The sequence below is a fragment of the Pseudonocardia sp. 2-7 genome (genome assembly GCF_056341085.1).
This window is the reverse complement of record NZ_CP094507.1, coordinates 662317-688574: the sequence shown is the minus strand read 5'-3', so window position 1 is coordinate 688574 and position 26258 is coordinate 662317. Positions and strand designations below refer to the sequence as shown.

At 74.6% G+C, this 26258-nt stretch carries 26 protein-coding genes; 10 read left to right on the top strand and 16 right to left on the bottom strand.

What is annotated here, in order from left to right; genetic code table 11:
• The first annotated feature begins 96 nt into the window (after positions 1 to 96).
• The 3 genes from MTO91_RS03500 to MTO91_RS03490 are packed head-to-tail and all read left to right on the top strand — an operon-like array spanning position 97 to position 2277.
• On the top strand, positions 97 to 1083 hold the full coding sequence (locus tag MTO91_RS03500) for a DUF808 domain-containing protein (RefSeq protein WP_476653783.1): 987 nt from the start codon (positions 97 to 99) through the stop codon (positions 1081 to 1083).
• 14 nt (positions 1084 to 1097) lie between these two features.
• On the top strand, positions 1098 to 1565 hold the full coding sequence (locus MTO91_RS03495; protein ID WP_405419603.1) for a cupin domain-containing protein: 468 nt from the start codon (positions 1098 to 1100) through the stop codon (positions 1563 to 1565).
• A gap of 7 nt (positions 1566 to 1572) precedes the next feature.
• Positions 1573 to 2277, top strand: a complete 705-nt coding sequence (locus MTO91_RS03490; protein ID WP_405419606.1) for a YwaF family protein — start codon at positions 1573 to 1575, stop codon at positions 2275 to 2277.
• Here MTO91_RS03490 and MTO91_RS03485 read toward each other — a convergent pair.
• Positions 2234 to 3172, bottom strand: coding sequence for a LysR family transcriptional regulator (locus tag MTO91_RS03485; RefSeq protein ID WP_476653782.1), 939 nt, complete (start codon positions 3170 to 3172; stop codon positions 2234 to 2236). The genes MTO91_RS03490 and MTO91_RS03485 overlap by 44 nt on opposite strands.
• A gap of 104 nt (positions 3173 to 3276) precedes the next feature.
• Between MTO91_RS03485 and MTO91_RS03480 the strand changes: the two genes are divergently transcribed.
• Positions 3277 to 4350, top strand: a complete 1074-nt coding sequence (locus MTO91_RS03480) for a tartrate dehydrogenase (RefSeq protein WP_251786960.1) — start codon at positions 3277 to 3279, stop codon at positions 4348 to 4350.
• Positions 4351 to 4397: 47 nt separating this feature from the next.
• Here the strand turns inward: MTO91_RS03480 and MTO91_RS03475 are convergent, their stop codons facing one another.
• Positions 4398 to 4814 (bottom strand): hypothetical protein, encoded by a 417-nt coding sequence (locus tag MTO91_RS03475; protein WP_476653781.1) that lies wholly within the window; start codon positions 4812 to 4814, stop codon positions 4398 to 4400.
• A 38-nt stretch (positions 4815 to 4852) separates the two neighbouring features.
• Here MTO91_RS03475 and MTO91_RS03470 point away from each other — a divergent pair, with 38 nt between their 5' ends.
• Positions 4853 to 5743, top strand: coding sequence for an alpha/beta fold hydrolase (locus MTO91_RS03470; RefSeq protein WP_476653780.1), 891 nt, complete (start codon positions 4853 to 4855; stop codon positions 5741 to 5743).
• Between the two features lie 10 nt (positions 5744 to 5753).
• Here the strand turns inward: MTO91_RS03470 and MTO91_RS03465 are convergent, their stop codons facing one another.
• Positions 5754 to 7475 carry a sigma-54-dependent Fis family transcriptional regulator gene (locus MTO91_RS03465; protein WP_251786957.1) on the bottom strand — a complete coding sequence of 574 codons (1722 nt, stop codon included), beginning with the start codon at positions 7473 to 7475 and terminating at the stop codon, positions 5754 to 5756.
• A gap of 139 nt (positions 7476 to 7614) precedes the next feature.
• On the opposite strand from MTO91_RS03465, the gene MTO91_RS03460 reads away from it, so the two are divergent.
• Entirely contained in the window at positions 7615 to 9087 is a 1473-nt protein-coding gene (locus MTO91_RS03460; protein ID WP_405419622.1) for a flavin-containing monooxygenase, read from the top strand.
• A 34-nt stretch (positions 9088 to 9121) separates the two neighbouring features.
• On the top strand, positions 9122 to 9931 hold the full coding sequence (locus tag MTO91_RS03455; protein ID WP_073577504.1) for an alpha/beta fold hydrolase: 810 nt from the start codon (positions 9122 to 9124) through the stop codon (positions 9929 to 9931).
• 39 nt (positions 9932 to 9970) lie between these two features.
• Here MTO91_RS03455 and MTO91_RS03450 read toward each other — a convergent pair whose 3' ends face one another.
• The 9 genes from MTO91_RS03450 to MTO91_RS03410 all read right to left on the bottom strand — a co-directional run bounded on the left by MTO91_RS03450 (position 9971) and on the right by MTO91_RS03410 (position 20215).
• Positions 9971 to 10906, bottom strand: a complete 936-nt coding sequence (locus tag MTO91_RS03450; RefSeq protein ID WP_476653779.1) for an AraC-like ligand-binding domain-containing protein — start codon at positions 10904 to 10906, stop codon at positions 9971 to 9973.
• 22 nt (positions 10907 to 10928) lie between these two features.
• A complete protein-coding gene (locus MTO91_RS03445; protein ID WP_476653778.1) occupies positions 10929 to 11399 on the bottom strand; it encodes a CBS domain-containing protein in 471 nt (156 codons plus the stop codon).
• On the bottom strand, positions 11396 to 12370 hold the full coding sequence (locus MTO91_RS03440; protein ID WP_476653777.1) for an NAD(P)/FAD-dependent oxidoreductase: 975 nt from the start codon (positions 12368 to 12370) through the stop codon (positions 11396 to 11398). Before MTO91_RS03440 ends, MTO91_RS03445 begins: the two co-directional genes overlap by 4 nt.
• On the bottom strand, positions 12367 to 12681 hold the full coding sequence (gene fdxA / locus MTO91_RS03435; RefSeq protein ID WP_405419633.1) for a ferredoxin: 315 nt from the start codon (positions 12679 to 12681) through the stop codon (positions 12367 to 12369). Before fdxA ends, MTO91_RS03440 begins: the two co-directional genes overlap by 4 nt.
• Positions 12682 to 12763: 82 nt before the next feature.
• Entirely contained in the window at positions 12764 to 14923 is a 2160-nt protein-coding gene (locus MTO91_RS03430) for a molybdopterin-containing oxidoreductase family protein (protein WP_476653776.1), read from the bottom strand.
• A gap of 127 nt (positions 14924 to 15050) precedes the next feature.
• On the bottom strand, positions 15051 to 15896 hold the full coding sequence (locus MTO91_RS03425) for a 3-hydroxybutyryl-CoA dehydrogenase (RefSeq protein ID WP_476653775.1): 846 nt from the start codon (positions 15894 to 15896) through the stop codon (positions 15051 to 15053).
• A 189-nt stretch (positions 15897 to 16085) separates the two neighbouring features.
• A complete protein-coding gene (locus tag MTO91_RS03420) occupies positions 16086 to 17822 on the bottom strand; it encodes a lipopolysaccharide biosynthesis protein (RefSeq protein WP_476653773.1) in 1737 nt (578 codons plus the stop codon).
• A gap of 49 nt (positions 17823 to 17871) precedes the next feature.
• On the bottom strand, positions 17872 to 19065 hold the full coding sequence (locus MTO91_RS03415; RefSeq protein ID WP_476653771.1) for a hypothetical protein: 1194 nt from the start codon (positions 19063 to 19065) through the stop codon (positions 17872 to 17874).
• 178 nt (positions 19066 to 19243) lie between these two features.
• A complete protein-coding gene (locus MTO91_RS03410) occupies positions 19244 to 20215 on the bottom strand; it encodes an IS481 family transposase (protein ID WP_476651756.1) in 972 nt (323 codons plus the stop codon).
• 140 nt (positions 20216 to 20355) lie between these two features.
• Between MTO91_RS03410 and MTO91_RS03405 the strand changes: the two genes are divergently transcribed.
• A complete protein-coding gene (locus MTO91_RS03405) occupies positions 20356 to 21585 on the top strand; it encodes an amidohydrolase (protein ID WP_476653770.1) in 1230 nt (409 codons plus the stop codon).
• A 6-nt stretch (positions 21586 to 21591) separates the two neighbouring features.
• On the opposite strand, the gene MTO91_RS03400 is transcribed toward MTO91_RS03405, so the two are convergent.
• Together MTO91_RS03400 and MTO91_RS03395 are read right to left on the bottom strand one after the other, a co-directional pair.
• Positions 21592 to 22491 carry a serine hydrolase gene (locus MTO91_RS03400; protein ID WP_405419645.1) on the bottom strand — a complete coding sequence of 300 codons (900 nt, stop codon included), beginning with the start codon at positions 22489 to 22491 and terminating at the stop codon, positions 21592 to 21594.
• The gene (locus MTO91_RS03395; RefSeq protein WP_062399970.1) at positions 22488 to 23357 is read right to left on the bottom strand and encodes a LysR family transcriptional regulator; all 870 of its coding nucleotides are present in this window, start codon (positions 23355 to 23357) and stop codon (positions 22488 to 22490) included. Before MTO91_RS03395 ends, MTO91_RS03400 begins: the two co-directional genes overlap by 4 nt.
• Before the next feature lie 84 nt (positions 23358 to 23441).
• Between MTO91_RS03395 and bla the strand changes: the two genes are divergently transcribed.
• A complete protein-coding gene (bla, locus tag MTO91_RS03390; protein WP_476653768.1) occupies positions 23442 to 24365 on the top strand; it encodes a class A beta-lactamase in 924 nt (307 codons plus the stop codon).
• A gap of 10 nt (positions 24366 to 24375) precedes the next feature.
• Here bla and MTO91_RS03385 read toward each other — a convergent pair whose 3' ends face one another.
• Complete coding sequence (locus tag MTO91_RS03385) at positions 24376 to 25314, bottom strand: SGNH/GDSL hydrolase family protein (RefSeq protein ID WP_346864657.1); 939 nt, start codon at positions 25312 to 25314, stop codon at positions 24376 to 24378.
• Positions 25315 to 25534: 220 nt separating this feature from the next.
• Between MTO91_RS03385 and MTO91_RS03380 the strand changes: the two genes are divergently transcribed.
• A complete protein-coding gene (locus tag MTO91_RS03380; protein WP_062399966.1) occupies positions 25535 to 25822 on the top strand; it encodes a DUF1540 domain-containing protein in 288 nt (95 codons plus the stop codon).
• Here the strand turns inward: MTO91_RS03380 and MTO91_RS03375 are convergent.
• The gene (locus tag MTO91_RS03375; protein WP_476653766.1) at positions 25807 to 26223 is read right to left on the bottom strand and encodes a hypothetical protein; all 417 of its coding nucleotides are present in this window, start codon (positions 26221 to 26223) and stop codon (positions 25807 to 25809) included. The genes MTO91_RS03380 and MTO91_RS03375 overlap by 16 nt on opposite strands.
• Positions 26224 to 26258: the final 35 nt, after the last annotated feature.

Genomic DNA, 26258 nt, shown 5'->3' with positions numbered 1-26258 from the left:
GCCCCGCGATCGGGCGGGTTCGGTCCCGTTCGTCCCGCTCTCCCCGTAGGCTCCGCGCGTGCGCACGGATTCGGCCATGCAACGGACGGTGACCCGGTGAGCGGACTGTTCGCCCTGCTCGACGACGTCGCGGCGCTGGTGCGCCTGACGACGGCCTCCCTCGACGACGTCGCCGGCGCGGCCGGGCGCGCGGGGGCCAAGGCCGCGGGTGTGGTCGTCGACGACGCCGCGGTCACCCCCCGCTACGTGCAGGGGCTCAAGCCCGAACGCGAACTGTCGATCATCTGGCGGATCGCCAGGGGCTCGCTGATCAACAAGATCGTGTTCATCCTGCCGGTCGCGCTGATCCTCTCCCAGTTCGCGCCGTGGCTGCTGACACCGATCCTGATGGTCGGCGGCTGCTACCTGGCCTACGAGGGCGCGGAGAAGCTCTGGGAGTACTTCTCCGGGCACTCCGAGCATCCCGAGGAGCGCGACGAGAAGGCCGCCACCGACCCGGCCGAACACGAGCGGACCGTCGTCTCCGGCGCCGTGCGCACCGACTTCATCCTCTCGGCCGAGATCATGGTCATCGCGCTGAACGAGGTGGCGGCCGAGGGCATCGTGTCCCGGGCGATCATCCTGGCCGTCGTCGCCGTCGCGATCACCGCGCTCGTCTACGGCGCGGTCGCGCTCATCGTGAAGATGGACGACGCCGGCCTGGCCCTGGCGAAGCGCGGCTCCGGCCCCGTCGCGTCGTTCGGGCGCGGGCTGGTGAAGGCCATGCCGATCGTGCTGACGACGCTGTCGGTCGTCGGCGTCGCGGCGATGCTGTGGGTCGGCGGGCACATCCTGCTCGTCGGGATGGATGAGCTGGGCTTCTCCCCGATCTACGACCTGGTGCACCATCTGGAGGTGGCCGTCGCCGACGCGACCGGTGCGCTGGGCGGGTTCCTGGGCTGGCTCACCAACACCGTCGGCTCGGCGATCCTCGGGGTCGTGGTCGGCGCGGTGATCGTCGCCGTGGCGCACCTGGTGCCGAAGCGGAAGAAGAAGAACGACACCGACGACGACGCCGAGGCCGCCGGGACCGCCGGCGCCTGAGCCGGGAGGCCGCCGTGAGCCGCATCGAGATGCCGTCCGGCGAGACGATCGACGTGCTGCACAGCGGCGCCCCGGCCTTCGAGTTCGAGGCCGTCGTACCGCCCGGGGTGGCCGGTCCCCCGCCGCACCGGCACCGGGGCGCCACCGAGTCGTTCACCGTGCTCGAGGGCGTCCTGCGGGTACGGGCCGGGGGCTGGACGAGCCTGCTGCACCCCGGCGACGGGATCGTGGTGCCGCCAGGCGTCACGCACTCGTTCGGCAACGGGGGCGACGGCCCGGTGCGCGTGCGCACCGTCGAGACCCCCGCCGGGCCCCTGGAGGAGCAGTTCCGGATCCTGGCGACGGCCGGGCGACTGCCGCCGCTGCGCCGCCTCGCGCGACTCAACGTCGCCCACGACCTGGACTTCTCCCTCGCCGGGATCCCCGACGCGGTGCAGCGCCCGCTGTGGCGGTTGCTCGCGGCGCTGCCCGGTCCGTCATGATCGGGCGATGGGAGACACCGGCGTCTTCGTGCCCTACGGCGCGACCCACTGGGCCGCGCTGACCGTCGGGGTCCTCGGCGCCGTCGCGCTGGTGGCCCTGGGACGACGGCTGCGCGGCACCCCCGCCGAGCCGGGCGTCTCGCGGGCGTTCGCCGTCGTGGTCGTCGTGCTGCTGGTGCCGCTGCAGCTGCGGCTGCTGACCCCGCAGACCTTCGACGTGCACATCTCGCTGCCGCTGCAGCTGTCGGACCTGTCGTGGATCACCGCCGCGGTCGCCCTGTGGACACGGCGCTGGTGGGCGTGCGCACCGCTGTACTACTGGGGTCTCACGCTGACCCCGCAGGCGCTGCTCACCCCGGCCACCGACTCCCCCGACTTCCCGCACGTCGCGTTCCTGCACTTCTGGGCGCTGCACCTGCTGGTGACGTGGGCCGCGGTGTACCTGACCTGGGGCACCGGGGTGCGGCCGACCTGGCGCGGGATGGCCGTGACGCTGGCGGCCACGATCGCCTGGGCGGCGGTGGTGCTGCCGTTCAACCTGGCCGCGGGCACCAACTACGGCTTCCTCGCCCACAAGCCGACCAACGCCTCCGCGCTGGACCTGCTGGGTCCGTGGCCGGTCTACCTGGTCGTCGAGTTCGTGCTGGTCGCGGTGGGGTGGGCGGTGATCACGTGGCCGTGGACGCGGCGGCGGGAACGGGAGCCGGCCTGACCGGCAGCCGCTCCGCCAGCCCGTCGACGAGGTGGTCGAGCACCGCGCGGACCCGCCGGGGCGGGTCCGCACCGTGCACCGCCAGCAGGTCCGCCGACGGCGTCGGGATGTCCGCCAGCACCTGCACCAGCTCCCCCGACGCGAGCAGCGGCGCCACCTGCCACAGCGAGCGCATCACCAGCCCGCGGCCGGCCCGGCACCACGCCGTCGCGACCTCGCCGTCGTTGCAGGTCATCGCGCCCGTCACGCGGACCCCGGCGGCGTCGGCGTCGGTCCCGAAACGCCAGTGGGCGTAGGCGGTGTCGTTCTCCCGGATCACGATGCAGTCGTGTCCTGCCAGGTCGGCGGGGGTGCGCGGGGCGCCGCGGCGGCCCAGGTACGACGGCGCCGCGCACACCACGCGCCGGTTGCGGTGCAGAACCCGGGCGTGCAACCGCGAGTCGGGCAGCGGTCCGACACGCACCGCGAAGTCGTAGCCGGACCCGCCGACGGCGACCGGCAGGTGTGACAGTTCCAGGTCGATGCGCAGATCCGGGTTGGCCGCCTCGAACGTGCCGAGCAGCGGCGCGACGTGCGCCCGGCCGAACCCCATCGACGAGTGCACCGCGATCCGCCCGTGCAGCCCCGAGCGACGCCGGCCGATCTCGTCCTCCAGGTCGTCGATCCGGCCCAGCACGTCGCGGGCGCCCTCGGCGTAGCGGCGGCCCTCGTCGGTCAGGGTGAGACGTCGGGTGGACCGGTTGACCAGGCGGACGCCCAGACGTCGTTCCAGGCGGGCGAGGCGCTTGCTGACCGCCGACACCGACACACCCCACTGGCGCGCCACCTCGGTCAGCGTGCCCGCGGCGGCGACCCCGGCGAAGAAGCGCAGGTCGTCGAGCTCGGGCAGCTCCACACCCACTCCTTTCCCCTACGGAAAGACTGTCCGGTCCGGACGACGGTTCACCGCGTCCGGTTCGCCGATCAGGATAGAAGCAACCGAGTCGAGGAGGACACGACATGACCGCGCACCGCATCGCCGTCATCCCGGGCGACGGGATCGGCAAGGAGGTCGTCCCGGAGGGCGTCCGCGTGCTGACCGCGGCCGCGGAGCGGTTCGGGATCGGGCTGGAGTTCACCGAGTTCGGCTTCGCGAGCGCCGACCACTGGCTCGAGCACGGCACGATGCTGCCCGAGGACTGGTTCGAGCAGCTGCGCGGCTTCGACGCGTTGTTCTTCGGCGCCGTCGGGTGGCCGGAGGTGCTGCCCGACCACGTGTCGCTGTGGGGCAGCCTGCTGCAGTTCCGCCGCCGCTTCGACCAGTACGTCAACCTGCGCCCGGCCCGGCTGCTGCCCGGCGTCGCCGCCCCGCTCGCCGGCCGCTCTCCCGGCGACATCGACATGCTGATCGTCCGGGAGAACACCGAGGGCGAGTACTCGTCGGTGGGCGGGCGGATGTTCTCCGGCACCGACCGCGAGATCGTGATCCAGGAGACCGTCATGACGCGCACCGGCGTCGACCGGATCCTGCGCTACGCCTTCGAGCTCGCGCGGCGGCACCCGAACCGGCACCTGACCTCGGCGACGAAGTCCAACGGCATCGCGATCACCATGCCGTACTGGGACGAGCGGGTCGCGGCGATGGCGGCGCAGTACCCCGACGTCGACGTCGACTCCTCCCACATCGACATCCTGGCGGCGCGGTTCGTGATGAGCCCGGAGCGCTTCGACGTCGTGGTCGCCAGCAACCTGTTCGGCGACATCCTGTCCGACCTCGGGCCGGCCTGCACCGGGACGATCGGCATCGCGCCGAGCGCGAACATCAACCCGGAGCGGGAGTTCCCGAGCCTGTTCGAGCCGGTGCACGGGTCCGCACCGGACATCGCCGGGAAGGGCGTCGCGAACCCGGTCGGCCAGATCTGGTGCGGGTCGATGATGCTGGAGCACCTCGGCGAGCACGAGGCCGCGGCGGCCGTGCTGGCCGCGGTCGAGGACGTCGTCGGGCGGGGCGGCGCGACCGTCACCCCGGACCTGGGCGGCACCGCGACGACCGCCGAGCTGGGCGCGGCGATCGCCGAGGTCGTGCGGGGATGAGCCCGTCCCGACCCGGCCGGCGCGCCCCGGCGGCAGGGCGTCGCGGCTCAGCCCGCGAGGAGCGCGACCAGGCGACGGGCCGCGTCGGGCGGCAGCCTGCGACGGCCGCGCAGGTGCCGGAACACCGGCGCGAGCACCGGGTCGGCCAGCAGCTCGGCCCGCGGCACCGGCCGTCCGACCGGCACGACGACGCCCGCCGCGTGCCGTCCCCCGGGGTGCGGCTCGGCGGGACCGGTGAACGCGAACAGCGCCGTCACGCCGCCGCCCGGCCCGGTGCGGTAGACCGCGGCCCGGTCGCCCGGCGCGGTCCCCGCCAGGCAGCAGGGCTCCGGGGGCGGGTCGGCGACCTCGTCGGCGTCCCAGAGCAGGACGGTGTCCGGCAGCGCGGCGCCGGGTCGCACGGGGTCGGTCGGCTCGGGGTCGGTCGGTACGGGGTCGGTCGGCACGGGGCTCGGCAGCGGCATGCCGCCCGTCCTACCCCAGCCCACGGGGGTCCGGCACGATGAGCCCGCGGACCCTGCTGCCCGCCCCGTTCACCGCCCGCACGGTCGACGCGGCGGGGACGGCGGTGCACACCGTGACCGGCGGATCCGGGCCGCCGCTGCTGCTCCTGCACGGCTACCCGCAGACCCACGCGATCTGGCACCGGGTCGCGCCGTTGCTCGCCGACCGGTTCACCGTCGTCGCGACCGACCTGCGCGGCTACGGCGACAGCGCCAAGCCGCCCCCGGGTCCGGACGACGCCGCCTACGCCAAGCATGCCATGGCCGCCGACCAGCTCGCCGTCATGCGGGAGCTGGGGTTCGACCGGTTCGCCGTCGCCGGGCACGACCGCGGCGGCCGGGTCGCGCACCGGCTGGCCCTCGACGCACCGGACGCGGTGTCGGCGCTGGCGGTGCTCGACATCGTCCCGACCCGGCACGCGTTCGACACCGCCGACGCCGGCTTCGGGCTGGGCTACTGGCACTGGTTCTTCCTCACCGCCCCGGCCGGGATCCCGGAGCGGCTCATCGGGGGCGACCCGGAGTTCTGGATCACCGCCCGGATGCGGTCGCGCCACCACGGCGGCACCCCGTTCGACGACCGCGCCGTCGCCGAGTACGTCCGCTGCTTCGCCGACCCGGCCGCGATCGCCGCGTCGTCCGCCGACTACCGCGCCGCGGCCGGGATCGACCGCGTCCACGACGACGCGGACGCCGGCCGACGGGTGACCGCGCCGCTGCTGGCGCTGTGGGGCACGCACTCCTTCGTCGGGCGGTCCTACGACGTCCCCGCGGTGTGGGCCGGCTACGCCACGGACGTGCACGGGACGGCCCTGGACGCCGACCACTACCTGCCCGAGGAGCGCCCCGAGGAGGTGGCGCGGGAGCTGACCGCGTTCCTGACGGGGTGATGCGGCCCGCTCAGTCCGTGATCCGGTACTGCGCGATCTTCCGGTAGAGCGTCGACCGGGCCACCCCCAGCGCCGCGGCCGCGGCGGCCCGGTTCCCGTCGGTGTCGCGCAGCGCGGCGACGATCGCGTCCCGCTCGGCGCGGTCCACCGCCCGCAACGTCCCGGACGGCGCGCTCTGGCAGGACTCGGGCAGGTCGGTCGCCTCGACCACGCCCACCGGCCGCCGGCCCAGGGCCGCGGTCAGCGCGTCGCGCAGCTCGGTCACGTTCCCCGGCCACGGATGCCTGCTCACCGTCCGCAGCGCCCCGGCGGACAGCCGCACGTCGCGACCGGGGGCGAGCTCGGCGAGCAGCGCGGCGACCAGACCGGGGAGGTCGCCGGGGCGGCCGCGCAGCGGCGGGACCGGCACCGACACCCGGAACCGGGCCAGCACGGCGTCGCGGACGGGGTCGGGGACGGCGGTGTCCGCGCGGGTGCCGGCCGTCGGCAGACCCCCGCGCGCGACGGCGGGCGGCACCCCGGCGTCGCGCCGGTCGAGGTCGCGCAGCAGCACCAGCGCCCGCCGCCCGGCCCGCCGGACGCGGTCCTCGAGATCGGCGCCGTCGTCGTCCGGGCCGACCTCGACGACCGGGCCGGGCCAGGAGTCCGTGACCAGCCGCGCCCGGCCGGAGCCGGGCTCGCCGGTGACCAGCAGCGGTTCCCCCGCCCCCAGCGCCCCGGCGACGGCGGCCCGCGCCGCCCGCCAGGCCGGGCTCACCCCGCCGGCGTCGGACCGCGGGGTCGCCGCGACCGGTCCGGCGGGACCGCCGCCGTCGGGCTCGCGCAGCAGCGTCACCACCGCCACCAGGCCGGCGACCGACCCGCCGACCGGGACGACCGCGCCGCGCAGCCGCGCCCGCGTCCCCGACGGCAGGTCCACCCGGTCGTCGACGCCGGGGCCGCGGAGCAGCAGGAACCGGGCGTGGTCGGTGAGCGCGGCGTGGTCGCCCGCGTCGAGCAGGGTCTGCATCGCGGTGTTCGCCAGCACCGTGCGGCGCCCGACGGCGAGCACCGCCCGCCGGGTGCGGGACTCGGTGCGGGCGTAGGCGTCGAACAGGGCCTGCTGGGCGGGGTCGCGGTCGTGCAGCAGGGCGTCGGAGATGCGCGCGGCCGCGGAGCGCACCAGCGACAGCAGCAGCGGCGAGGAGTGCTCGGCGCGGCAGGACAGGTCGAGTACCGCCTCGATCCGCCCGGTCGCCGGGTCGCGCACCGGGGCGCCGGCGCAGGCGTAGTCGTGGAGCTGCTCGACGAAGTGCTCGGCGCCGACGATGTGCACCGGCCGGCCGGACTCCAGCACGGTCCCGACCCCGTTGGTGCCCACCGCGCCCTCGGCGTAGCCGAACCCGGCGGCGAACGCGTTGACGTCCGCGGACCGGGCGATCACCGCGTCGGTGTCCAGCCGCACCAGCAGCCGGGCCCGGTGGTCGGTGAGCGCGACGCACACCCCGATCCCGGCGACCTGCTCGACCAGTTGCTCCATCACCGGGCGCGCGCAGCGGACCAGCCGGGAGCCGGTGTCGAGGTCGGGGTGGAACCGGTTCACGATCATCGCCGGGTCCACCCCGCCCGCGATGCTGCGCCGCCACGACGCGACGACGTGGCCGGGCACGCCGGGCAACGCGACGTCGGGCCGGTCGAGCAGCTCGGCCCGCGCGGACACGAGCTCGCGGCGGCGTGCGAGCAGATCCCCCATCGACGCACCTCTCTGTGCTCGTCCTCACATGATGCGTCACCGGTCAACACCCGCCGGTGTCCGAAGTTCGGACACCCGAGGAACCGACCGATCGTCCTAGCGTCGGGAGACCGTCGTCACACCCACACCCGGAGGACACATGGCCGCCACGACCACCGAGCACGTCGACGTCCTGATCGTCGGGGCCGGGGTGTCCGGCATCGGCGCCGCGCACCGGCTGCGGGAGGAGTTCCCGGAGCGGAGCTTCGTGCTGCTGGAGGCCCAGGACGCCCCCGGTGGGACCTGGTGGACGCACCGCTTCCCGGGTGCCCGCTCGGACAGCGACCTGTTCACCTACGGCTACCGGCACAAGCCGTGGAAGGGACCGTCGATCGCAGCGGGCGGGGAGATCCTGTCCTACCTCCGCGAGGTCATCGACGAGGACGACCTCGCCGGGCACATCCGCTACCACCACCGCGTCACCGCGCTGAGCTGGTCCTCGGAGGAGAACCTCTGGACCGCGGACGTCACGCGCACCGACACCGGCGAGACCCTGCGGATGACCGCGTCGTTCCTGTGGATGTGCCAGGGCTACTACAACCACGACGAGCCCTACACCCCGGAGTGGCCGGGCACCGAGCGCTTCGCCGGGACGGTCGTGCACCCGCAGTCCTGGCCGTCGGACCTCGACGTCACGGGGAAGAAGGTGCTGGTCATCGGATCCGGCGCGACCGCGGCGACGGTCGTCCCGGCGACGGCCGCGACCGCCGAGCACGTGACGATGCTGCAGCGCTCGCCGTCGTACTGGTTCCCGGCGCCGACCGTGCACGAGCTCGCGACGATGCTGGAGCCGCTCGACCTGCCCGGCGAGTGGACCCACGAGATCCTGCGCCGCACCTACGTCCAGCAGCTCGACTGGCTGGCGACCACCGGCCGCGACGACCCGGACGCGCTGCACGAGTTCCTGGTCGAGTCCATCCGGCCGCTGCTGCCCGAGGGCACCGACGTCGAGAAGCACTTCGTCCCCCGCTACCGGCCGTGGCAGCAGCGCATCGCGTTCGTGCCCGACGGCGACTTCTTCGCCGCGATGCGCGAGGGGAAGGCCTCGGTCGTCACCGACACCATCTCCGAGTTCACCGAGAAGGGCGTGCAGGTCTCCTCCGGCGAGGTGATCGAGGCCGACGTCGTCGTCACCGCCACGGGCTTCGACCTGGCGGTGTTCGGCGACATCCCCTTCACCGTCGACGGCGAGCCGGTCGACTTCACCCGGCACGTCACCTGGCGCGGTCTGATGATCAGCGACATCCCGAACATGGCCTACGCCTTCGGGTACTTCCGGCACAGCTGGACGCTGCGGATCGACCTGGTCAACGACCTGATCGGCCGCATCCTGGCGCGCATGGACGAGCGGGGGGACCGGGTCGTCGTGCCCACGCTGCGGGCCCAGGACGCCGACATGCCACGGCTGCCGTGGGTCTCGGAGGACAACTTCAACCCCGGCTACATCGGACGCTCCCAGCACCGCATGTTCGGGCAGGGCGACCGCGAGCCCTGGACCCACATGCACGAGCACGACGTCGACCGGGTCGAGCTGCCGAAGGCCGACCTCGACGACGGCCTGCAGTACCGCTGACCCCGACCGACCGCACACCCCGAGGAGAACCACCGTGCCCCGCATCCCCGTGTCCACCGGCGTCGAGCTGAACTACGAGACCGCAGGCGACGGCGACCCCCTGCTCATGATCATGGGTACGTCCGGCGCGATCCCGCTGTGGGGCGAGCTCGCGCACCGGCTGGCCCAGACCCATCGGGTCATCACCGTCGACAACCGGGGGCTGGGCGGCAGCGACCGCGGCTCCGGGCCGATCACGGTCGGCTCGATGGCCGCCGACACGTCCGCGCTGCTCGACGCCCTGGAGATCCCGCGCGCGCACCTGCTCGGCTGGTCGCTGGGCTCGGCCGTCGCACAGGAGATGGCGCTGGCCCGCCCCGAGCAGGTCGCCTCGCAGGTCCTCTACGGCACCTGGGGCCGCACCGACGGCTTCCAGCGCGCAGTGCTCACCGCGCTGCGCCTGCCCTACGTGCACCGTGACATGGAGTCCGCACTGGCCGCGTCGGGGCTCGCGTTCTCCCCACAGGCCCTCGACGACCCGAACGTGGGCGCCCTGCTGGAGGCGCTGCTGCCGGCGTTCCCGCAGGACGAGGCGCAGATGCAGGTGACCGTCGAGCAGTGGGACGCCGACCTCGTGCACGACACCCTCGACCGGCTGGACGCGATTACGGCACCGACGCTGGTCGTGGTCGGCGAGCAGGACCTGCTGACCCCGCACTGGCAGTCCCGCGCGGTGGCCGAGCGCATCCCGGGCGCCCGGTTCGAGCTGGTCACCGGGCCGGGGTCCAGCCACTGCATGCACCTGGAGCGGCCCGAGGACCTGACGAAGCTGGTCACCGGGTTCCTCGGCGAACAGCGGATCTGAACGGAGCGGCCGGGCGGACCCTCCCCGCCCGGCCGGCCATCAGGACTCGCGGTGCGCCTTGGGGGACCGCCCGAACCGGTTCCGGAAGGCCCGGCTGAACGCCGCCGGGTCCGGCATGCCCCATCGCGCGCCGATCGCGCCTACCCCGACGTGGGCGGACTCCGGCCGGCGCAGGTCGGTCCACGCGCCCTGCAGGCGTTCCTCGCGGATGGCCCCGGCCACCGTGGTGCCCTCCTCGGCGAACAGCTTGTGCAGGTAGCTCACCGAGATCGCGCAGGCGGCGGCGACACCCGCGGGGTCGAGGTCACGGTCGGCGATGTGCTCGCGGATGTGCCCGCGGGCCCGCGCGACGTGCAGGTTCTCCGGCGCGGACGCGGGCACGGTGCTGCGGACCAGCGCGACGAACACGTCCCCGATGGTCCGTGCGACGGCCTCCTGCGCGGCCACGGGGACGTCGTCGCCGATCGCCCGGTCCAGCGAGGACAGCAGCGGCGGCAGCATCGCGCCGACGCCGCGACGGCCGTCGAGGGCGACCGCGGTGGCCTCGGCCATCTCCGCCCGGGACAGCGGCAGCGCGCTCTTGGGATGCAGGCAGACCTGGTACTCGAAGCTGTCGGTGGTGACGAAGGTGAACGGCCTGCTGCTGTCGTAGATCACGAACTCGCCGGGGCCGATCACCGCCTCCCGCCCGTCCTGTGCGACGAGTGTGCGGCCACGGCGGGCCAGCGCGATCTGCAGATAGTCCTCGTCTGCGGCGCGAACCTGGCCTACCGTCCTGTCGAAGCGGTGTGGAACCGAGGAGATCCGCCGCAGATGCGTGCCGGACACCGACGAGGCGGTGACCCGTCCGGAGACCAACCCGGTGGTGGACGGTGTCACGTCCAGCGCGACGAACTGGTCGCACACCGTCGCGCGCCAGAAGTCCAGGCGGTCGGTCTCGGCCACGGTGGTGGTGTCGATCGTGACCAATGCCATACCCGAGCATCGCACGTGGACGTCACGGACGTGTTGCTCCGATGTGAGGAGATCGTCGCGCGGCCCGCTCGGCCGCCCGGGCCCGCACCCCCTCGTCCGTACAGAAGCCGGCCCCGGACCGCTTGAGGCAGAGCAGACCGAGCAACCGGCCGTGCCCGTCGACGACGGCGAGCCGCCTGCGCCCCTCGGCCCGCATCCGGTCGCGCGTCGCGGTCGCCGGCGCGGTGGGGGCGACGGTGCGCCCGGCCAGCGTGCCGAGCCAGCGGACCGGCGCCGCGGCGGGACGGCCGGCGAGGTCGCCGCGCTCCACCACAGCCAGCAGCACACCCCGGTCGACGACGAGCAGCGCGTGCACGTGGTCGTCGCGGAACACCTCCCGGGCCTGGTGCACCGTGGTGGTGCGCCCGCACGTGCGGGGGTGTCCGATCATCGCCGCGCCGGTGCTGCCGGGGGCCCGCCCCACCCCGGACCGATCGGGCGCCGCGCCGGTCATGCCGCGTCGCTCGAGTGTCCGGGCACCACCGGGAGGTCGGGCCGCACCAGCGGAACGAGGTTGTTGACCGCCAGCGCGGCCTCGCCGAAACCGACCGAGATCAGCCGGACCTTGCCCTCGAAGTCGGTGATGTCCCCGGCCGCGAACACCCGGGGCAGCGTCGTGCGCATCGACCGGTCGACGGCGATGTGCCGGCGGCTCATCCCGATCCCCCAGCTCGACAGCGCCGCGAGGTCGGCCTTGAACCCCAGCGCGGCGACGATCTCGTCGACCCGCAGGGTCTCGACGCCGTCCGGGCCGGACACGTCGACCTCGGAGACGCGGCCGTCGCCGCGGACGTCGTGCACCTCGTAGGGGGTCAGGATCCGCACCGACGAGGCGCGCAGCTCGGTCACGCTGCGCTCGTGCGCGCGGAAGGCGTCCCGGCGGTGCACCAGGGTCACCGAGGCGGCCAGCGGCTCCAGGCACAGCGCCCAGTCCACCGCGGAGTCCCCGCCGCCGACGATCAGCACGTCCGTGCCCGTCAGATCGGCCGGGCGCGGCACCGCGTAGCGCAGCCCGCGCCCGACGAAGTCGCCGCCCGCGGGCAGCGGGCGCGGGGTGAACCGGCCCATGCCGCCGGTGACCAGCAGCGCACCCGCCCGGACCCGCACGCCGCGGTCGGTGGTGACGGCGACGCCGTCGTCGAACTGCTCCAGCTCCACGGCGTCGTGCCCGAGCAGGTAGGTCGGCTCGGCCAGGGCTGCCTGCTCGACCAGGGAGTCGACCAGGTCCTGCGCCCGGACCCGGGGGAAGCCCGCGACGTCGAACACCGGCTTCTCCGGGTAGAGCACCGACATCTGCCCGCCCAGCTGGTCGAGCGCGTCGACGACGACCACGGACAGCCCGCGGAAGCCCGCGTAGTACGTGGCGTAGAGCCCGGTCGGCCCGGCGCCGACGACGACCAGGTCGGCGGTGAGCTCGCCGCTCATCGTGGCCTCCGCTGCGCGACGATCGGGTGGTCGCCGTCGGCGGGATCGGCGTCCTCGCCGCCGCCGGAGAAGCCCTGCTCGCGCACGAACAGCGCGTTGGCCTCGACGAAGTCCTGGTGCTCCGGGGGCATCCTGTGCTCCCAGTGGATGGCCTCGCTGGGGCAGGCGGGCATGCACTTGCCGCAGTCGACGCACTCGTCGGGGTGGATGTACATCATCCGCTCGCCGGGGTAGATGCAGTCGACCGGACACTCCTCCATGCAGGAGCGGTCCTGGATGTCGATGCAGGCCTCGGTGACGACGTAGGCCACGAGTCTTTCCTCCGATGTGGACGGTCGGGGTGGGGCACGGCCCGGCCGGGCCGAGAAGGGCGATCCGGCCGGGCCGTGCGGCTCAGGCGGTCTCGACCTCGACGAGCGTGTCGGAGAACGTGGGCGCGTTGCCCAGGTCGCCGAACACTGTCGGGTTGACCGCGGCCAGGGTGGTGCCGGCCTTGGAGTTCTTGCGCCAGCCGCCCATCGGGCTCACCACGACCCCGCGGGACACGGTGTCCTGCAGGGACGCGACGACGGTGAACTCGCCCCGGTCGTTGAACACGCGCACCGGCGCACCCTCGGCGATGCCGCGGGCGGCGGCGTCGTCCGGGTGGATGATCAGCGTGTGCTCGTTCGCGACGCGGCGGTGGAACTCGTGGCTGCCGAAGCTCGAGTTCAGGAACGCGTGCGACTTGGGCGTGAGCAGGTTGAGCGGGTAGCGGGCGGCGAGCTCCGGGTCGGCCGCGGCGGACTCGCGCGGCGGGATGTAGTGCGGCAGCGGGTCGACCGGCTGGCCGGGCTGGTGGTCGTTGGAACCCTGCCGGAACAGCGGGACGACGAAGTTGCCGCCCGCCGCCGCGGCGGAGACGAACTCGGCCTTGCCCGACGGCGTCGGGAAGTTCCCCTCGGCGTGCGGGGCGTAGGCCTCCGGCGGGGCCACGTTGAGCCGCTGCCAGCCCTGCTCCTTCAGCGACTCGACGGTGATCCCCTCCATGTGCGGGTGGGACCAGTCGAACGCCTCGGCGATCATCTCGGAGTCGGTGCGCCGGAAGACCGGGTCGTCGAAGCCCATCGCGGCAGCGAGCCTGCGGAACATCTCGGTGTTCGGGACGGCCTCGCCCAGCGGCTCGATGGACCGGTGGTTGTAGGTCACGAAGAGGTGACCCCAGGAGAACATGATGTCGTCCTGCTCGAGCTGCGTCGTGGCCGGCAGGACGATGTCGGCGTACTCCGCGGTGTCGGTCATGAACTGCTCCGACACGACGGTGAACAGGTCCTCGCGCTCCAGGCCCGTGATCAGCCGGTCCTGGTCGGGCGTGGTGACGACCGGGTTCGAGTTGTAGACCATCAGGCCCTTGATCGGCGGGCCGGCCGGCAGGTCACCGGCCAGGGCGGCGCCGAGCCGGTACTGGTTGACGACCCGGGTGCCGGGGGTGAGCATCTCCGGGTGCATGAAGGCGCCCCAGTTGACGGGGAACGCCCACAGCGGCAGCTGCAGGATGCCGCCGCCGGGCCTGCGCCAGGCACCGACGAGGCCGGGCAGGCAGGACAGGGCGCGCACGGTCTGGCCGCCGCCGGCGTGCCGCTCGACGGCGACGCCGATCCGGATGACCGACGGCTGCGCACCGGCGTACTCGCGGGCGAGCACCCGGATGGTCTCGGCGGGCACGCCGGTCTCGGTCTCGGCCCACTCGGGGGTGTAGCGGGAGACGCGCTCGGCGAACTCGTCGTAGCCGACGGTGTGGTTGGCGATGTAGTCGTCGTCGGTGAGGCCCTCGGCGATGATCACGTGTGCCATGGCCAGCGCGAGTGCGCCGTCGGTACCGGGGCGGATCGGGATGTGCTGGTCGGCCGCGGCCGCGGTGCGGGTGCGGACCGGGTCGACGACCACGACCTTCGCGCCGTTCTTCTTCGCCTTCGCGATGTAGGGCCAGAGGTGCAGGTTGGTGCTCATGATGTTGCAGGCCCACACCAGGATGAACGTGGAGTGCACGAGGCTCTCCGGGTCCACCCCGGCGGTGTCGCCGATGGTCATGGCGTAGGCGGTGCAGGAGCCGGAGTCGCAGTAGGTGCGCTCGGCGACGGTGGCGCCCAGCTTCGCGAAGAAGGGGTCGCCGACGTTGAGGCCGTTCAGGATGCCCTGGGTGCCCAGGTAGCTGACCGGCATGATCGCCTCGGGACCGTGCTCGGCGGCGATGGCCGTGAAGCGGGTGGCGATCTCGGTGACGGCGTCGTCCCAGGTGATCCGCTCGAAGCGGCCGCTGCCCTTGGGCCCGGTCCGGCGCATCGGGAACAGCACACGGCCCGGGTCGTACACGCGGTCGAGGTAGTTGTTGACCTTCACGCAGAGGCCGCCGTTGGTGTACGGGTGGTCCGGGTCGCCGACGACCGAGGTCGCCGTCCCCGAGCCGTCGACCGTCACCAGCATCGCGCAGGTGTCCGGGCAGTCCTGGGGACAGGCGGCCTTGACCACCTTCTCGGTCAGCGGCGTGGCCGGGGCCTCGTGCGTCGCGGTCATGGGTGCTCCTCGCCTCGTGGTGGGATGGCGTCACCCACGAGACTGGTCGCCCGCCGCGCGCCGGTCTTGGCACCGGGAGCACTGACGTTGTCCCGGGGAGCACAATCGCGCCCCCCGGGACGCCCGGTCAGGCGTAGGTGTGGAAGCCCCGCCCGGTCTTCTTGCCGAGCAGGCCGGCGTCGACCATGCGGGCCAGCAGCGGCGGCGGCGCGTACAGCGGCTCCTTGAACTCCGCGTACATCGACTCCGCGACGGCCTGCACGGTGTCCAGGCCGATCAGGTCGGACAGCGCGAGCGGGCCCTGCGGGTGCGCACAGCCGCGGACCAGTCCCTCGTCGATGTCCTCGGCGGTGGCGAAGCCGGACTCCATCATCCGGATCGCCGACAGCAGGAACGGCACCAGCAGCGCGTTGACGACGAAGCCGGCGCGGTCCTGGCAGTCGATCGCCTTCTTGCCCAGACCGTCGGAGACGAAGCTCCGCGCCCGGACCAGGGTGTCCTCGGAGGTCATCAGGCTCGGGACGAGCTCGACCAGCGACAGCACCGGCACCGGGTTGAAGAAGTGGATGCCGACGACCTGCTCGGGACGCTTCGTCGCCACCGCGAGCTTCATGATCGGGATGGACGACGTGTTCGACGCCAGCACCGCGCCGGTGTCGGTGACGAGCCGGTCCAGCTCCCGGAAGACGCCGGTCTTGAGCGCCTCGTCCTCGGCGATCGCCTCGACGACGAGCTCCCGGTCCGCCAGCGCGTCCAGCCCCTCGACGACCTCGAGGCGGGCCAGGACCTCCTCGGCGGAGTCGATCCGCCCGCGCTTCTCCGCCCGGGCCAGCGACGACTCCAGGCGGGCCCGGCCCGCCTCCACCGCGGCGGCGGAGGTCTCGACGACCCGCACCCCGTACCCGGCCCGTGCCGCGACCTCCGCGATCCCGGATCCCATCTGACCGCAGCCGACGACGCCTACGCGCTCCATGAGCACCTCAGTTCCCTCTGCGCGTCCCGGGATCTCCGGGACGCGGTCGAACCGTCGAGACTTCCGTCGGCGGGGGGCGGGGCACAACCCGGCGCGACGACGGGTGCCCGGCCTCACTCCGCCGGCGCGGCGGCCGCGCACGCGTGCGGCGGACCCGGACGCCGCCCCGCTCCGGGGCAGGCCGTCGGCTCAGCGACGGTCGGCCGGGTGCCCCACGGCGCGGGGCGCGTCCCCGCGACCGACGGCGGGCAGCTGCACGGTGGCGTCGTCGGGGAGGCGGCGGTGGCCCCCGGTCGCCGCCGGGGCGGCCGCGTCGGCCGGGCGGTCCGGCCTCGGCCCGCGCGGCGCGCCGCCCCCGCGCAGGCTCCGCACCACCGACAGCTCGGCGGCGAAACGGCCGCGCAGCACGACCAGCGTGCCGACCGACGCGACCCCGCCGGCCAGGGCCGCGGCGGCCAGGGTCACCAGGTCGATCCCGAGCGGGCGGACCAGCACCGCCACGCCCCAGGTCGCGGCCACGGTCAGCACCAGCGCCGGGACGTGCTTGACGTACATCCGCAGCACCGCCCCCATCAGGCCGGGCGAGACGCGTGCGGAGAACTGCAGCATCACCAGGAAGTGGACGACGATCGCCAGCGACGCCCCGGCCGCGACGCCGACCAGGCCCCACAGCAGCCCGCCGGTCACGGTGAGCACGACGACGTAGCCGGCGTAGAGCCACTGCCGCCAGGCCGCCCGGTAGACGGCGCCGGTGGCCCGGGTCAGCGAGGTGCTGATCTTGTACGAGGTGCGCGGCAGCAGGACCAGCGCGAACAGCTGCACCAGCGGCACGACGGCGTCCCACTGCGCCCCGAGCAGCACCCGGACGACCTCGGGGGCGAGCACGCAGAGCAGCACCGCGGCCGGCGCGGTGACCAGCGCGACCAGGCTCGCGCTGCGCACGTAGGCGGCGCGCAGGCGGGGGCCGTCGTCGCGGACCCGGGCCATCGCCGGGAACAGTGCCTTGTCGGCGGCGCCGCCGATGATGTTCGCGGGTTCGGAGAGCAGGTTGTAGGCACGGCCGTAGACACCGAGCGGACCGGTGCCCAGGGCGTTGGCGACGACGAGCTTGTCGGCGTTGAGCGCGAACCAGTTGCCGAGCTGGGCGATGGAGAACCCGGCGCCGTAGCCGAGCAGCGGCCGCAGCCGGCCCCAGCTCGCGGTGGGCCCCTCGGGGCGGAACCGCGGCCGGGTCAGCGTGAGGTAGCCCGCGCACTTGGCGACGGCGGCGGCGATCTCGCCGAACGCGAGCGCGGAGGCGCCGAACCCGGCTGCGGCCAGGACGACGCTGACCCCGATCAGCGCGGGGCCCGCCGCGAGCAGGTCGACCGTCGCCATCGAACGGAACCGCAGGTCGCGCTGGAGCAGGCCGAGTGGGGTCGCCGAGGCCCCCGCGAACAGCAGCGCGATCGACAGCAGCGGCAGCAGCGCGGAGTCGGCCGGGAGCCCGACGAGCGGGCTGATCACCGGCGAGCCGAGGGCCAGCACCGCGGCGAACACCGCCGCGACCAGCACCGAGAACCAGAACGCCGCCGTCACGTCGCGGTCGTCGAGGTCCTCGCGGTGCACCAGGGAGGCGGCGACGCCGAGCTGGGTGACCAGCTGGGTCAGCCCGACGATCAGCAGCGCGGCCGCGGCCGCACCGAACTCCTCCGGGGTGAGCAACCGGGCCAGCGCGACGGTGGCGCCGATCTGCAGCACCGCCTGTCCGACGGTGCCGGTGAACGCCCACGCGAACCCGCGCGCGGTCCGCGCGGTCAGCGACGACCCGGACGATGCCGACGGACCCGCCGCACCCGGCGGGCCGGGGGCCGGTGCGGGCTCCGGGGGCACGGGCCGCAGCGGCCGGGTCGGGTCGTCGGGCAGGTCGCCACCGGGTCCGGTCACGCGGGTCCTCCGGTCGTCGGGGCGGGGCGGCGCGTCGGGGGGCGCGCCGTCAGTGCCGCTTCCCGCGGAGTGCGGGATGCAACCGCCCGACGGTACCGAGGGCGCTGAACCAGGCGAGCTGGGTGGCCCCGCTGTGCGCGGCCTCGCCCCGGCGCGGCTCGGCGAGCAGCCGGGCGCGGCGCATCCCGGAGATCGCCGGGTGGAACACCGAGTTGCCGACACCACGGGTCAGGACCAGGTCGGGCAGCCCCTCCACCGACGCCCGGTAGGCAGGCGGCACGCCACGCAGGCTCCAGCAGTCCGACCACGCCGGCGGCTCGCCCGGGTACTCGAGGACGAACTCCAGGTCGAGGACCTTGAGCCCGGCCCGCTCGTCCCACACGAGGTTGTGCGGGGACAGGTCGAGCACGAAGCGGCCGCGCTCGTGCAGGTCGCGGCAGAACCGCAGCAGCGTCCGCACGACCTCAGGGCGCAGCTGGGCGAGCTCGCCGGGCAGCCGGCGCACGACGTGCCGGCCGGTGTCGCCGTAGAACGGGGTGAGCAGCCAGTTCGGGCCGTGCTCGAGCAGCTCCGGGACCTCGGGAAGGTCGCCGAGGTCGAGGCGGGCCCGAAGCTCGCGGTCGTAGGCCTCGTGCGCCCCGGGCCGGAACACCTTGCACACCGACGGCCCGTGCACCGGGTGGTGGACCAGCGCGACGCGGGCACGGAACCCGGGCGAGGTGCCGCCGAGCATCCGCACGACCGGGAAGGGCATCGCGCACCGGCGGCCGAGGTCCCCGACCGGTCCGGCGATGCGGTGCAGGATCCCCGGGTCGCCGAGCGCGTCGAGCAGGGCGAGGGCGTGCTCCGGCGACGACGACGCCTGCACCGGCAGGTAGTGCTCGCGCGGCGGGACGCGGCGCAGGACCCGCTTGTCGGTGTAGTCCAGGACGGCGGCGACCCGGTCGGCGACCGCCCGCACGCCCGACGTCCCGACCGGGGCGACGACGTCGCAGGCCACGATCAGGGCGTACGGCGCACCGGACGGGACCGGGCGCGACGCCGGCGCGGGCAGTGTGCCGCGGACCCGGGCGACCTGCGCGTCGTCCAGGACGACGACGTCGAGGATCTCCAGCCCGCGGGCGACACCGGCGACGGCCTCGTCGAGCAGGGGCGCGGCCGCCGATCGCACGACGAACACGGCCAGACCGCGCCAGCGGTCGGCCGCGGCAGGTACGCCGCGCCGTGTCTCCTCGAGGGTCACCGGCTCGTCCCGAAAGGTTGCGCCATGAGCGAACGATAGGGCCCCCTTGAACAAGGGGTTAACTCGACCGGTCCCGTGGTTGTCCCCGGGATGGCGGATTCACCGGTCCGTGTGACGGCATCGGAGGGACCTCGTCCGGCCCAGCCACCTCCGGCACCTGCCGCCTAGGTGTACCCGGTCATGACGTTGGTGCCAGTCGGCTGGTCGGTGGGAGCCCGCCGAGCGCGCTGTGGCGTCGTCGAGTGTTGTAGTGCTCGATCCAGGGGGCAAGCGCTGCGGTGCGTTCGGCGTTGCTGGTGAAGACCTGCCGGTAGGCCCACTCGGTGGCCAGGGTCCGATTGAGACGTTCGACCTTGCCGTTCTGCCAGGGGCAGTGCGGCTTGATGAACACCTGCCGGGCCCCGAGGTCGGCGACCACTGACCGTAGGGACCACTTGTAGGCCCAGGCGTTGTCGGTCATGACCCGTTCGATCCTGGTGATGCCGTGTCTGGCGAAGTAGCCCGCGGCCCGGGCGAGGAACCCGGCGCAGGTGGTGCCCTTCTCGTCGGTCAGGACCTCGGAGTAGGCCAGCCGGGAGTGGTCATCGACCAGCGAGTGGATGTAGTCGAACCCGACTCTGGTCGAACGGTCGCGAGTGGCGTCGCGGCTGGCGCGGCCGTGCGCGCGCCAGCCGCCGCCGTCGGGGATGCGTCCGATCTTCTTGACGTCCATGTGTACCAGCTCGCCGGGGCGGGCGCGTTCGTAGCGCACCGCGGTGGTCTTGCTGGCGCGGATGCGCTCACCGGTGAGCGGGTCGAGTTCACGCAGGTAGGGGACGTGGTGGCGGCGCAGGATCCGCGACACCGTGCGTGGGGTGAGGCCGAGTTCGGGGCCGATCTCATCGGGCCCACGACGGTCGCGGGCGCGCACGGCCAGCACGCGAGCCTCGGTGTCGGCCGTGGTGCGAGTTGGGCAGCGATGCGGGCGCGAGGACCGGTCGTGCAGGCCGTTCTCGCCTTCGGCGCGGTAGCGGGCGACCCAGCGGCCGGCGCACTGGCGCGAGACCCCCATCTCCGCCGCGACGTGGGCACGAGGACGTCCCTGACGCACGATCCGGTCGACCAGCAGGACCCGGCCGTGGAACGTCAGGCGGGCATTACGGTGGGCCACGAGAGCCTCCAGGTGGTGTGGGTCCTAGACAAGCCACACCCCACCTGGGGGCTCTCCTCACGATCAACGACTCGCGACTGCGTGTCGCGACATCCGCACCGTCACCAACCTCCTGGCCGGGTACACCTAGGTTCACTCGGGTGAGCAGCGCCGAACTCGCCGACCTGTACCGCGACCTGCACCGTCACCCGGAGCTGTCCTTCGCCGAGACCCGCACCGCGGGCATCGCCGCGGCCCGGTTGCGCGACGCCGGCTACGACGTCGCCGAGGGGGTCGGACGCACCGGTGTCGTCGGGGTCCTCCGCAACGGCGACGGCCCGACCGCGCTGCTGCGGGCCGACATGGACGCGCTGCCGGTCGCCGAGGACACCGGCCTGGACTACGCCAGCACCGCCCGCGCCGTCGGCCGCGACGGGGAGGAGACCGCCGTCGCCCACGCCTGCGGGCACGACATGCACGTCACCTGTCTGGTGGGCGCCGCCGCCGAGCTGGCCGCCGCCCGCGACAGCTGGCGGGGCACGCTGCTGGTGGTGTTCCAGCCCGCCGAGGAGTTCGGCGCCGGCGCCGACGCGATGCTCGACGACGGTCTGTTCGCCCGCTTCGGCACCCCCGACGTCGTGCTGGGCCAGCACGTCGCGCCGCTGCCCGCGGGGCTGCTGGCCCTCGCCGCCGGCCCGGCGTTCGCGGGCAGCGACACCGTGCGGGTGACCCTGCACGGCTCGGGCGGGCACGGCTCGCGCCCGGAGACGACGGTCGACCCGGTGCTGCTCGCCGCCGCGACGGTGCTGCGCCTGCACACCGTCGTGCCGCGGGAGGTGGCCGCGACCGAGACCGCCGTGCTCAGCGTCGGCATGCTGCGGGCGGGCACGAAGGAGAACGTCATCCCCGACTCCGCCGAGCTGGGCCTGACCGTGCGGTCCTACACCCCGGGCGTCCGGGACCGGGTGCTTGCCGGGATCGAGCGCACCGTGCGCGGCGAGGCCGCGGCCTCCGGGGCGCCGACCGACCCTGAGATCCGGCTGCTGGAGTCCTTCCCGCCGGTCGTCAACGACGCCGACGCCGCCGAGCGCACCCGGGCCGCACTGGCCGCGGTCACCCCGCTCCCGGTCGTCGACCCGGGGCCGGTCACCGGCAGCGAGGACGTGGGCCGGTTCGCCGTCGCCGCCGGGGTGCCGTGCGTGTACTGGCTGCTCGGCGGGGCCGACCCGGCCGCGTTCGAGGGCGCGGGCACCGTCGCGGAGATCCGGGAGCGGACCGCGTCGCTGCCGTCGAACCACTCCCCCCGCTACGCGCCGGTGGTCGAGCCGACGCTGTCGGTCGGCGTCGCGGCGCTGGTCGCGGCGGCGCGGGAGTGGCTGCCGGTCGGCTGACCGGGGTCAGAGGGCGGGGGCGCGCAGCGCGTGCACCGCGACCCGCGCGGCGGCCCCGATCGCCGCGTCAGCCCGCGGGACGGCGGCATCGCTGCGCGCGGCGTGGGTGTAGACGGCGACGGCGACCGGGTGCTCCCCGGGGTAGGTCACCACGCCGACGTCGTTGCGCACGGCGCCGACGGTGCCGGTCTTGCCCGCCACCCGCGCGGCCGCGGGGAACCCGGCACGCAGCCGGTGCGGCCAGATCTGGGCGCCGAGCACGCGGCGGGCGAAGGCGGTGGACCCGTCCGAGGCGAGCTCGCCGCGCCAGAGCATCCCGAGCAGCGCGGTGGTGTCCGCCGCCGTGGTGGAGGAGCCGTAGACCGGGCTGAGCGCGCGGGTCTCGACGGGGACGTCGTTGTCGGCGAGCACCCCGAAGGCCGCGGCGACGTCGTCGGTGCCGGTGTCGGCGAGCAGGTCGGCGAACACGTCGTCGGTGCCGCCCCGGATCCGCGTGCCGCCCAGGCCCAGCTCGGCGGGCAGCGCGGCCACCCGATCGCGCCCCACCCGGGTGTGGACGACGTCGGCCGCGGCGTTGTCCGAGGCCGTCACCATCGAGGTGACCAGGTCCCGCCAGCTCATCGTCACCGGGTCGGCCAGCGCGGAGATCCCGGTGATCCCGGGTGTGCGCCGCACCGGGACGACGACGGGCTCGCGCGGGTCGATCGTGCCGGCGTCGACCGCCCGGCAGTACGCGACCAGCACGAACACCTTGTAGACCGAGGCCATCACGACCGGCACGTGCGCGCCGACGCCGACCTCGCGCGCCGTCGGGCGGGTCCCGTCGCCGGTGACCGGGCGGGCGTGCAGCCAGCCGCGCACCCCGGCGTCGCGGAACACCGCGCGGACCTCCGCGGCCGGGGTCACGCGCCCTCCCGCAGCGCGTCGGCGAGCGCCCCGACCAGGCCGTCCGGGACGCCGTCGCGGTGCACCACCCGGACCCGGTAGGGCACCGGTTCCCCCGCCACCGGCCTGCGGACCACACCGTCGCCGGCGAGGCCGGGGTCGGCGGTGAGGAGGAACGCGGCGCCGGTCGCGACCAGCGCCAGCGCCTCCGCCGGGGACGCCGCGTCGGCCGGGCCGGCCGGGCACCCGCGGGCGTCGAGGGTGTCGAGCAGCAGGTCGTGGGCGGCCGGGGCGTGCGCCCGCGGCGCCGTGGCCGGCGCCGTCCCGCGCAGGGTGCGCAGCACCACCGGCCCCGGCCCGGCCGCAGCGGGGTGGCCTGCGGACAGCAGGACCTCGGTCGGCAGCGCGACGACCGGCCCGGCCCGCGCCGACTCCAGCACCGTCGGGTGCGCGACGACGGCGACGTCCACCGTCCCGTCCGACACCGCGTCGACCAGCGCGACGGTGGTCGCCACGGTCGGCGCGACCCGCAGGCCGGTCGCGGCGGCGGCGCGGACCGCCAGCCGGGCGGTGGCGGCCGGGCCGAGGTCGGCGACGACGCCGAGCCGCAGCACCCGGGCCGCCTCCGCGTGCCGGGCGGCGGCGCGGCCGAGCGCCGCGGCGTCCTCGATCAGGGCACGGGCGCGGGGCAGCAGGTCGCGACCGGCCGCCGTCGGGGAGACGCCGCCGGGTCCGCGGTCGAACAGCGGGGTGCCGAGCCGGGCTTCCAGCCGTCGCAGGCCCTGGGACAGCGGCGGCTGCGTCATCCCGAGCCGGGCGGCGGCCCGCCCGAAGTGCCGCTCCTCGGCGACGGCGACGAAGAACGTCAGGTGCCGCAGCAGGTCCACCGGCCTCGCCCCATATCGAACGGCTATCACACGCGAAGCACGATTGTATTCGCGCTATCGGTGCGGATGCGACACGGTGCGACCATGACGATCACCCGCCGCTCCCTGCTCCTGGCCGGTGCCGCACTGGGCGGCGCCGCGCTGACCGGCTGCGCGCCGGCGGCACCGGCCGCACCCGCGGCGCCCGCCCCGGCCGGCCCGGGCGCCGGGAGCGCGCCGATCCCCGCGCTGGCCGACGTCGAACGCGAGTACGCCCGCACGATCGGGGTGCACGTGCTCGACACCGGTACCGGCGCGGCGGCCGGGCACCGCGACGGCGACCGCTTCCTGATGTGCTCGGTGGTCAAGGCGCTGATGGCCGGTTTCGTGCTGCACCGCTCGCTGTCCGAGCCCGGCCTGCTCGACCGCCCGGTCCGCTACGGGCGCGCCGACCTGCTGGAGTACGCGCCCGTCACCACCCGGAACCTGGCGACGGGGATGACGGTGGGCCGGCTGTGCGAGGCCGCCGTCACCGTCTCGGACAACACCGCGCACAACCTGCTGCTGCGCGAGGTCGGATCCCCCGCCGAGCTGACCGCGTGGCTGCGCACGACCGGGGACGGCGTCACCCGCGCCGACCGGTCCGAGACCGCGCTGAACGACCGCGACGGCGAGCGCGACACCTCGACCCCGGCCGCACTGGCCGCCACGCTGCGCACCCTGGTCCTCGGCGACGCCCTGCCGCCCGCGCAGCGCGACCGGCTGACCGGCTGGCTGCGGGCGAGCACCACCGGCGACCGGCAGATCCGCGCGGCGGTCCCGGCCGGCTGGACCGTCGGCGACAAGACCGGCTCCGGGCCGCTCGGGGAGCGCAACGACTCCGGGGTGCTCCACCCGCCGGACGGCGCACCGCTGGTCCTGACGGTTTTCACCGTCCCGGCCGACCCGGCCGACCCGGCCGACACGGCGCGCGGGGAGGCCGCGGTCGCCGCCGCGGCCCGGGCGGCGATCGCCGCGCTGCGCGGCTGAGCGTGCCGGGTCAGATCCGGGCCAGGACCGCCCGCAGGATCGCGACCTGCCCGATCGGGCTGGGGTGCAGGCCGTCGTCCTCCCAGAAGTCGGGCCGGATCGGCATCCGGGACAGGTCGACCGCGTCCGGGTCGACCTCCCGGACCGTCGCGACGAGCCCGGGGACGTCGGCCGGGTCCCACCACTCGCCGGTGAGCTCGCGGGTGGCGGCCACCCGTCCGGGGTCGACCGGCGGCGGGACGACGAACCGCACCCGGGCGCCGCTCTCGGTCTCCAGCAGCAGGCGCAGCGCCCGCAGGTTCCGGGCCGTCTCGCTGATCGACACCATCCGGATCCCGGTGGTCGCGCCCTCCCGGCGGATGTCGTTGGTGCCCAGCATGACCAGCACCCGGGTCGGCACCCGGGAGACCAGGACCGGGCCCAGTGCGAGTGCCTCGGAGCTGGTCCGCCCGGACAGCGCGAGCACCTCGACCGAGGCCTCCGGTTCGACCATCGGGACCAGCTCGGCGAACAGCCGCGCCCAGCTCAGCCGGTCGGCGGACAGGGAGTCGCCGACGACCACGATCCGCTCGCCCGGACGCAGCGCCATCCGGTGCAGGCCGTCCGCGACCGGCGGCTCGTTCCGCAGCGCCCGCGCCGCGGCGCGGACCCGTCCGGCGAGCCCGGCCCGCACCCCGGCGACGGCCGACGGGTCCAGGCCCGCGGTCGTCGCGAGCAGCCGGTCGATCGACTCCTCCTGCACCCCGAACGCCGCGAACGCCGGCCAGGCGGTCAGGTCGGCGAACCGGATGAGCCGGCCCATCAGGTCCTCGTCCACGTCGCCCCCCTCTCCGGCCCGGTCCAGCGGGTCCGGCGGGGGGATCATCGCCCACCGCGGGTCGGCGGCCACGCACGGCTCCGGCACCGTCGTCGCACCGGGCGGGACCGTGCGACGGACGGCCGCCGCCACCGGGCGACCGCACGGTCGGGTGTCGTCGCCGGCCGGTCACCTCCGTGACCGAAACGGATCACCCGTCCGGCGGGCGTGCAATGTGATTCACGCCACACAGGTGCCGCGCTTGCCGCACCGATCGCCCAGGTGGAGGGCGCAAATGAGGCGCCCCGCACCGCCGGTCAGGCGAGCCTCTGTTGCCTGGCGCGCACCGCACGACCCCGACAACCTGAGCGTCATGACCACGGCCCAGGACATGCCCCAGGTTCAGCAGTGCTCCGCCACCAGCTGCTCCTACAACTCCGACTCCAGCTGCGGCGCGGGGGCGATCACGATCTCCGGTGAGCACGCCCACTGCGGCACCTTCGTCGAGATCTCGTTCCGCGGCGGCAGCGGCAACGGCCTCGTCGGTGCCTGCCACCGTTCGGACTGCCGGTTCAACGAGAAGCTCGAGTGCACGGCGTCGTCGGTGAACATCGGCGCGGGCGCCGACGCCGCCGACTGCCTCACCTACGAGGCCAAGTAGGCCAGCTCCTCCGCCCGGACCTCGCCACGCTCGTCGACGCGCAACGCGCCGTCGGCGACGGCGAGGGCCGCGACGGGGTCGATGTCGTCGACGAGGACGGCGACCCCGTCCGCAGCAACGGCCCGCAGCGCGGACAGCACCGTGCTGCGGTCGTGTGCGTCGAGACCGTCGGTCAGGCGGTCGGCGAGGACCATCGCGGTGGGGCCCCGGCGGGCCGCGTCGACGGTGGCCAGCCGGTCCGCCGCCGACTCGGTCGCGCGGGCCCCCAGCCTGCGGACCACGGCGTCGTGCCCGTCGGCACACCGGCCGCTCGCGTCGTCCAGCCGGTTCATCATGCGGCGACGCTGCACCGACGGCCCGAGCAGCACCGTGATGCCGCCGGTCGGCAGACGCAGAGACATGGAAGCCCTCCCTCACCGGTACTGAGGCGAGGCTA

Bases quoted from the DNA above. Each gene is read 5' to 3' on its own strand.
- MTO91_RS03490 (WP_405419606.1), top strand. From the start codon at position 1,573: ATGGGAGACACCGGCGTCTTCGTGCCCTACGGCGCGACCCACTGGGCC.
- MTO91_RS03480 (WP_251786960.1), top strand. From the start codon at position 3,277: ATGACCGCGCACCGCATCGCCGTCATCCCGGGCGACGGGATCGGCAAG.
- MTO91_RS03475 (WP_476653781.1), bottom strand. From the start codon at position 4,814: ATGCCGCTGCCGAGCCCCGTGCCGACCGACCCCGTACCGACCGACCCC.
- MTO91_RS03470 (WP_476653780.1), top strand. From the start codon at position 4,853: ATGAGCCCGCGGACCCTGCTGCCCGCCCCGTTCACCGCCCGCACGGTC.
- MTO91_RS03465 (WP_251786957.1), bottom strand. From the start codon at position 7,475: ATGGGGGATCTGCTCGCACGCCGCCGCGAGCTCGTGTCCGCGCGGGCC.
- MTO91_RS03460 (WP_405419622.1), top strand. From the start codon at position 7,615: ATGGCCGCCACGACCACCGAGCACGTCGACGTCCTGATCGTCGGGGCC.
- MTO91_RS03450 (WP_476653779.1), bottom strand. From the start codon at position 10,906: ATGGCATTGGTCACGATCGACACCACCACCGTGGCCGAGACCGACCGC.
- MTO91_RS03445 (WP_476653778.1), bottom strand. From the start codon at position 11,399: ATGACCGGCGCGGCGCCCGATCGGTCCGGGGTGGGGCGGGCCCCCGGC.
- MTO91_RS03440 (WP_476653777.1), bottom strand. From the start codon at position 12,370: ATGAGCGGCGAGCTCACCGCCGACCTGGTCGTCGTCGGCGCCGGGCCG.
- MTO91_RS03430 (WP_476653776.1), bottom strand. From the start codon at position 14,923: ATGACCGCGACGCACGAGGCCCCGGCCACGCCGCTGACCGAGAAGGTG.
- MTO91_RS03425 (WP_476653775.1), bottom strand. From the start codon at position 15,896: ATGGAGCGCGTAGGCGTCGTCGGCTGCGGTCAGATGGGATCCGGGATC.
- bla (WP_476653768.1), top strand. From the start codon at position 23,442: ATGACGATCACCCGCCGCTCCCTGCTCCTGGCCGGTGCCGCACTGGGC.
- MTO91_RS03380 (WP_062399966.1), top strand. From the start codon at position 25,535: ATGACCACGGCCCAGGACATGCCCCAGGTTCAGCAGTGCTCCGCCACC.
- MTO91_RS03375 (WP_476653766.1), bottom strand. From the start codon at position 26,223: ATGTCTCTGCGTCTGCCGACCGGCGGCATCACGGTGCTGCTCGGGCCG.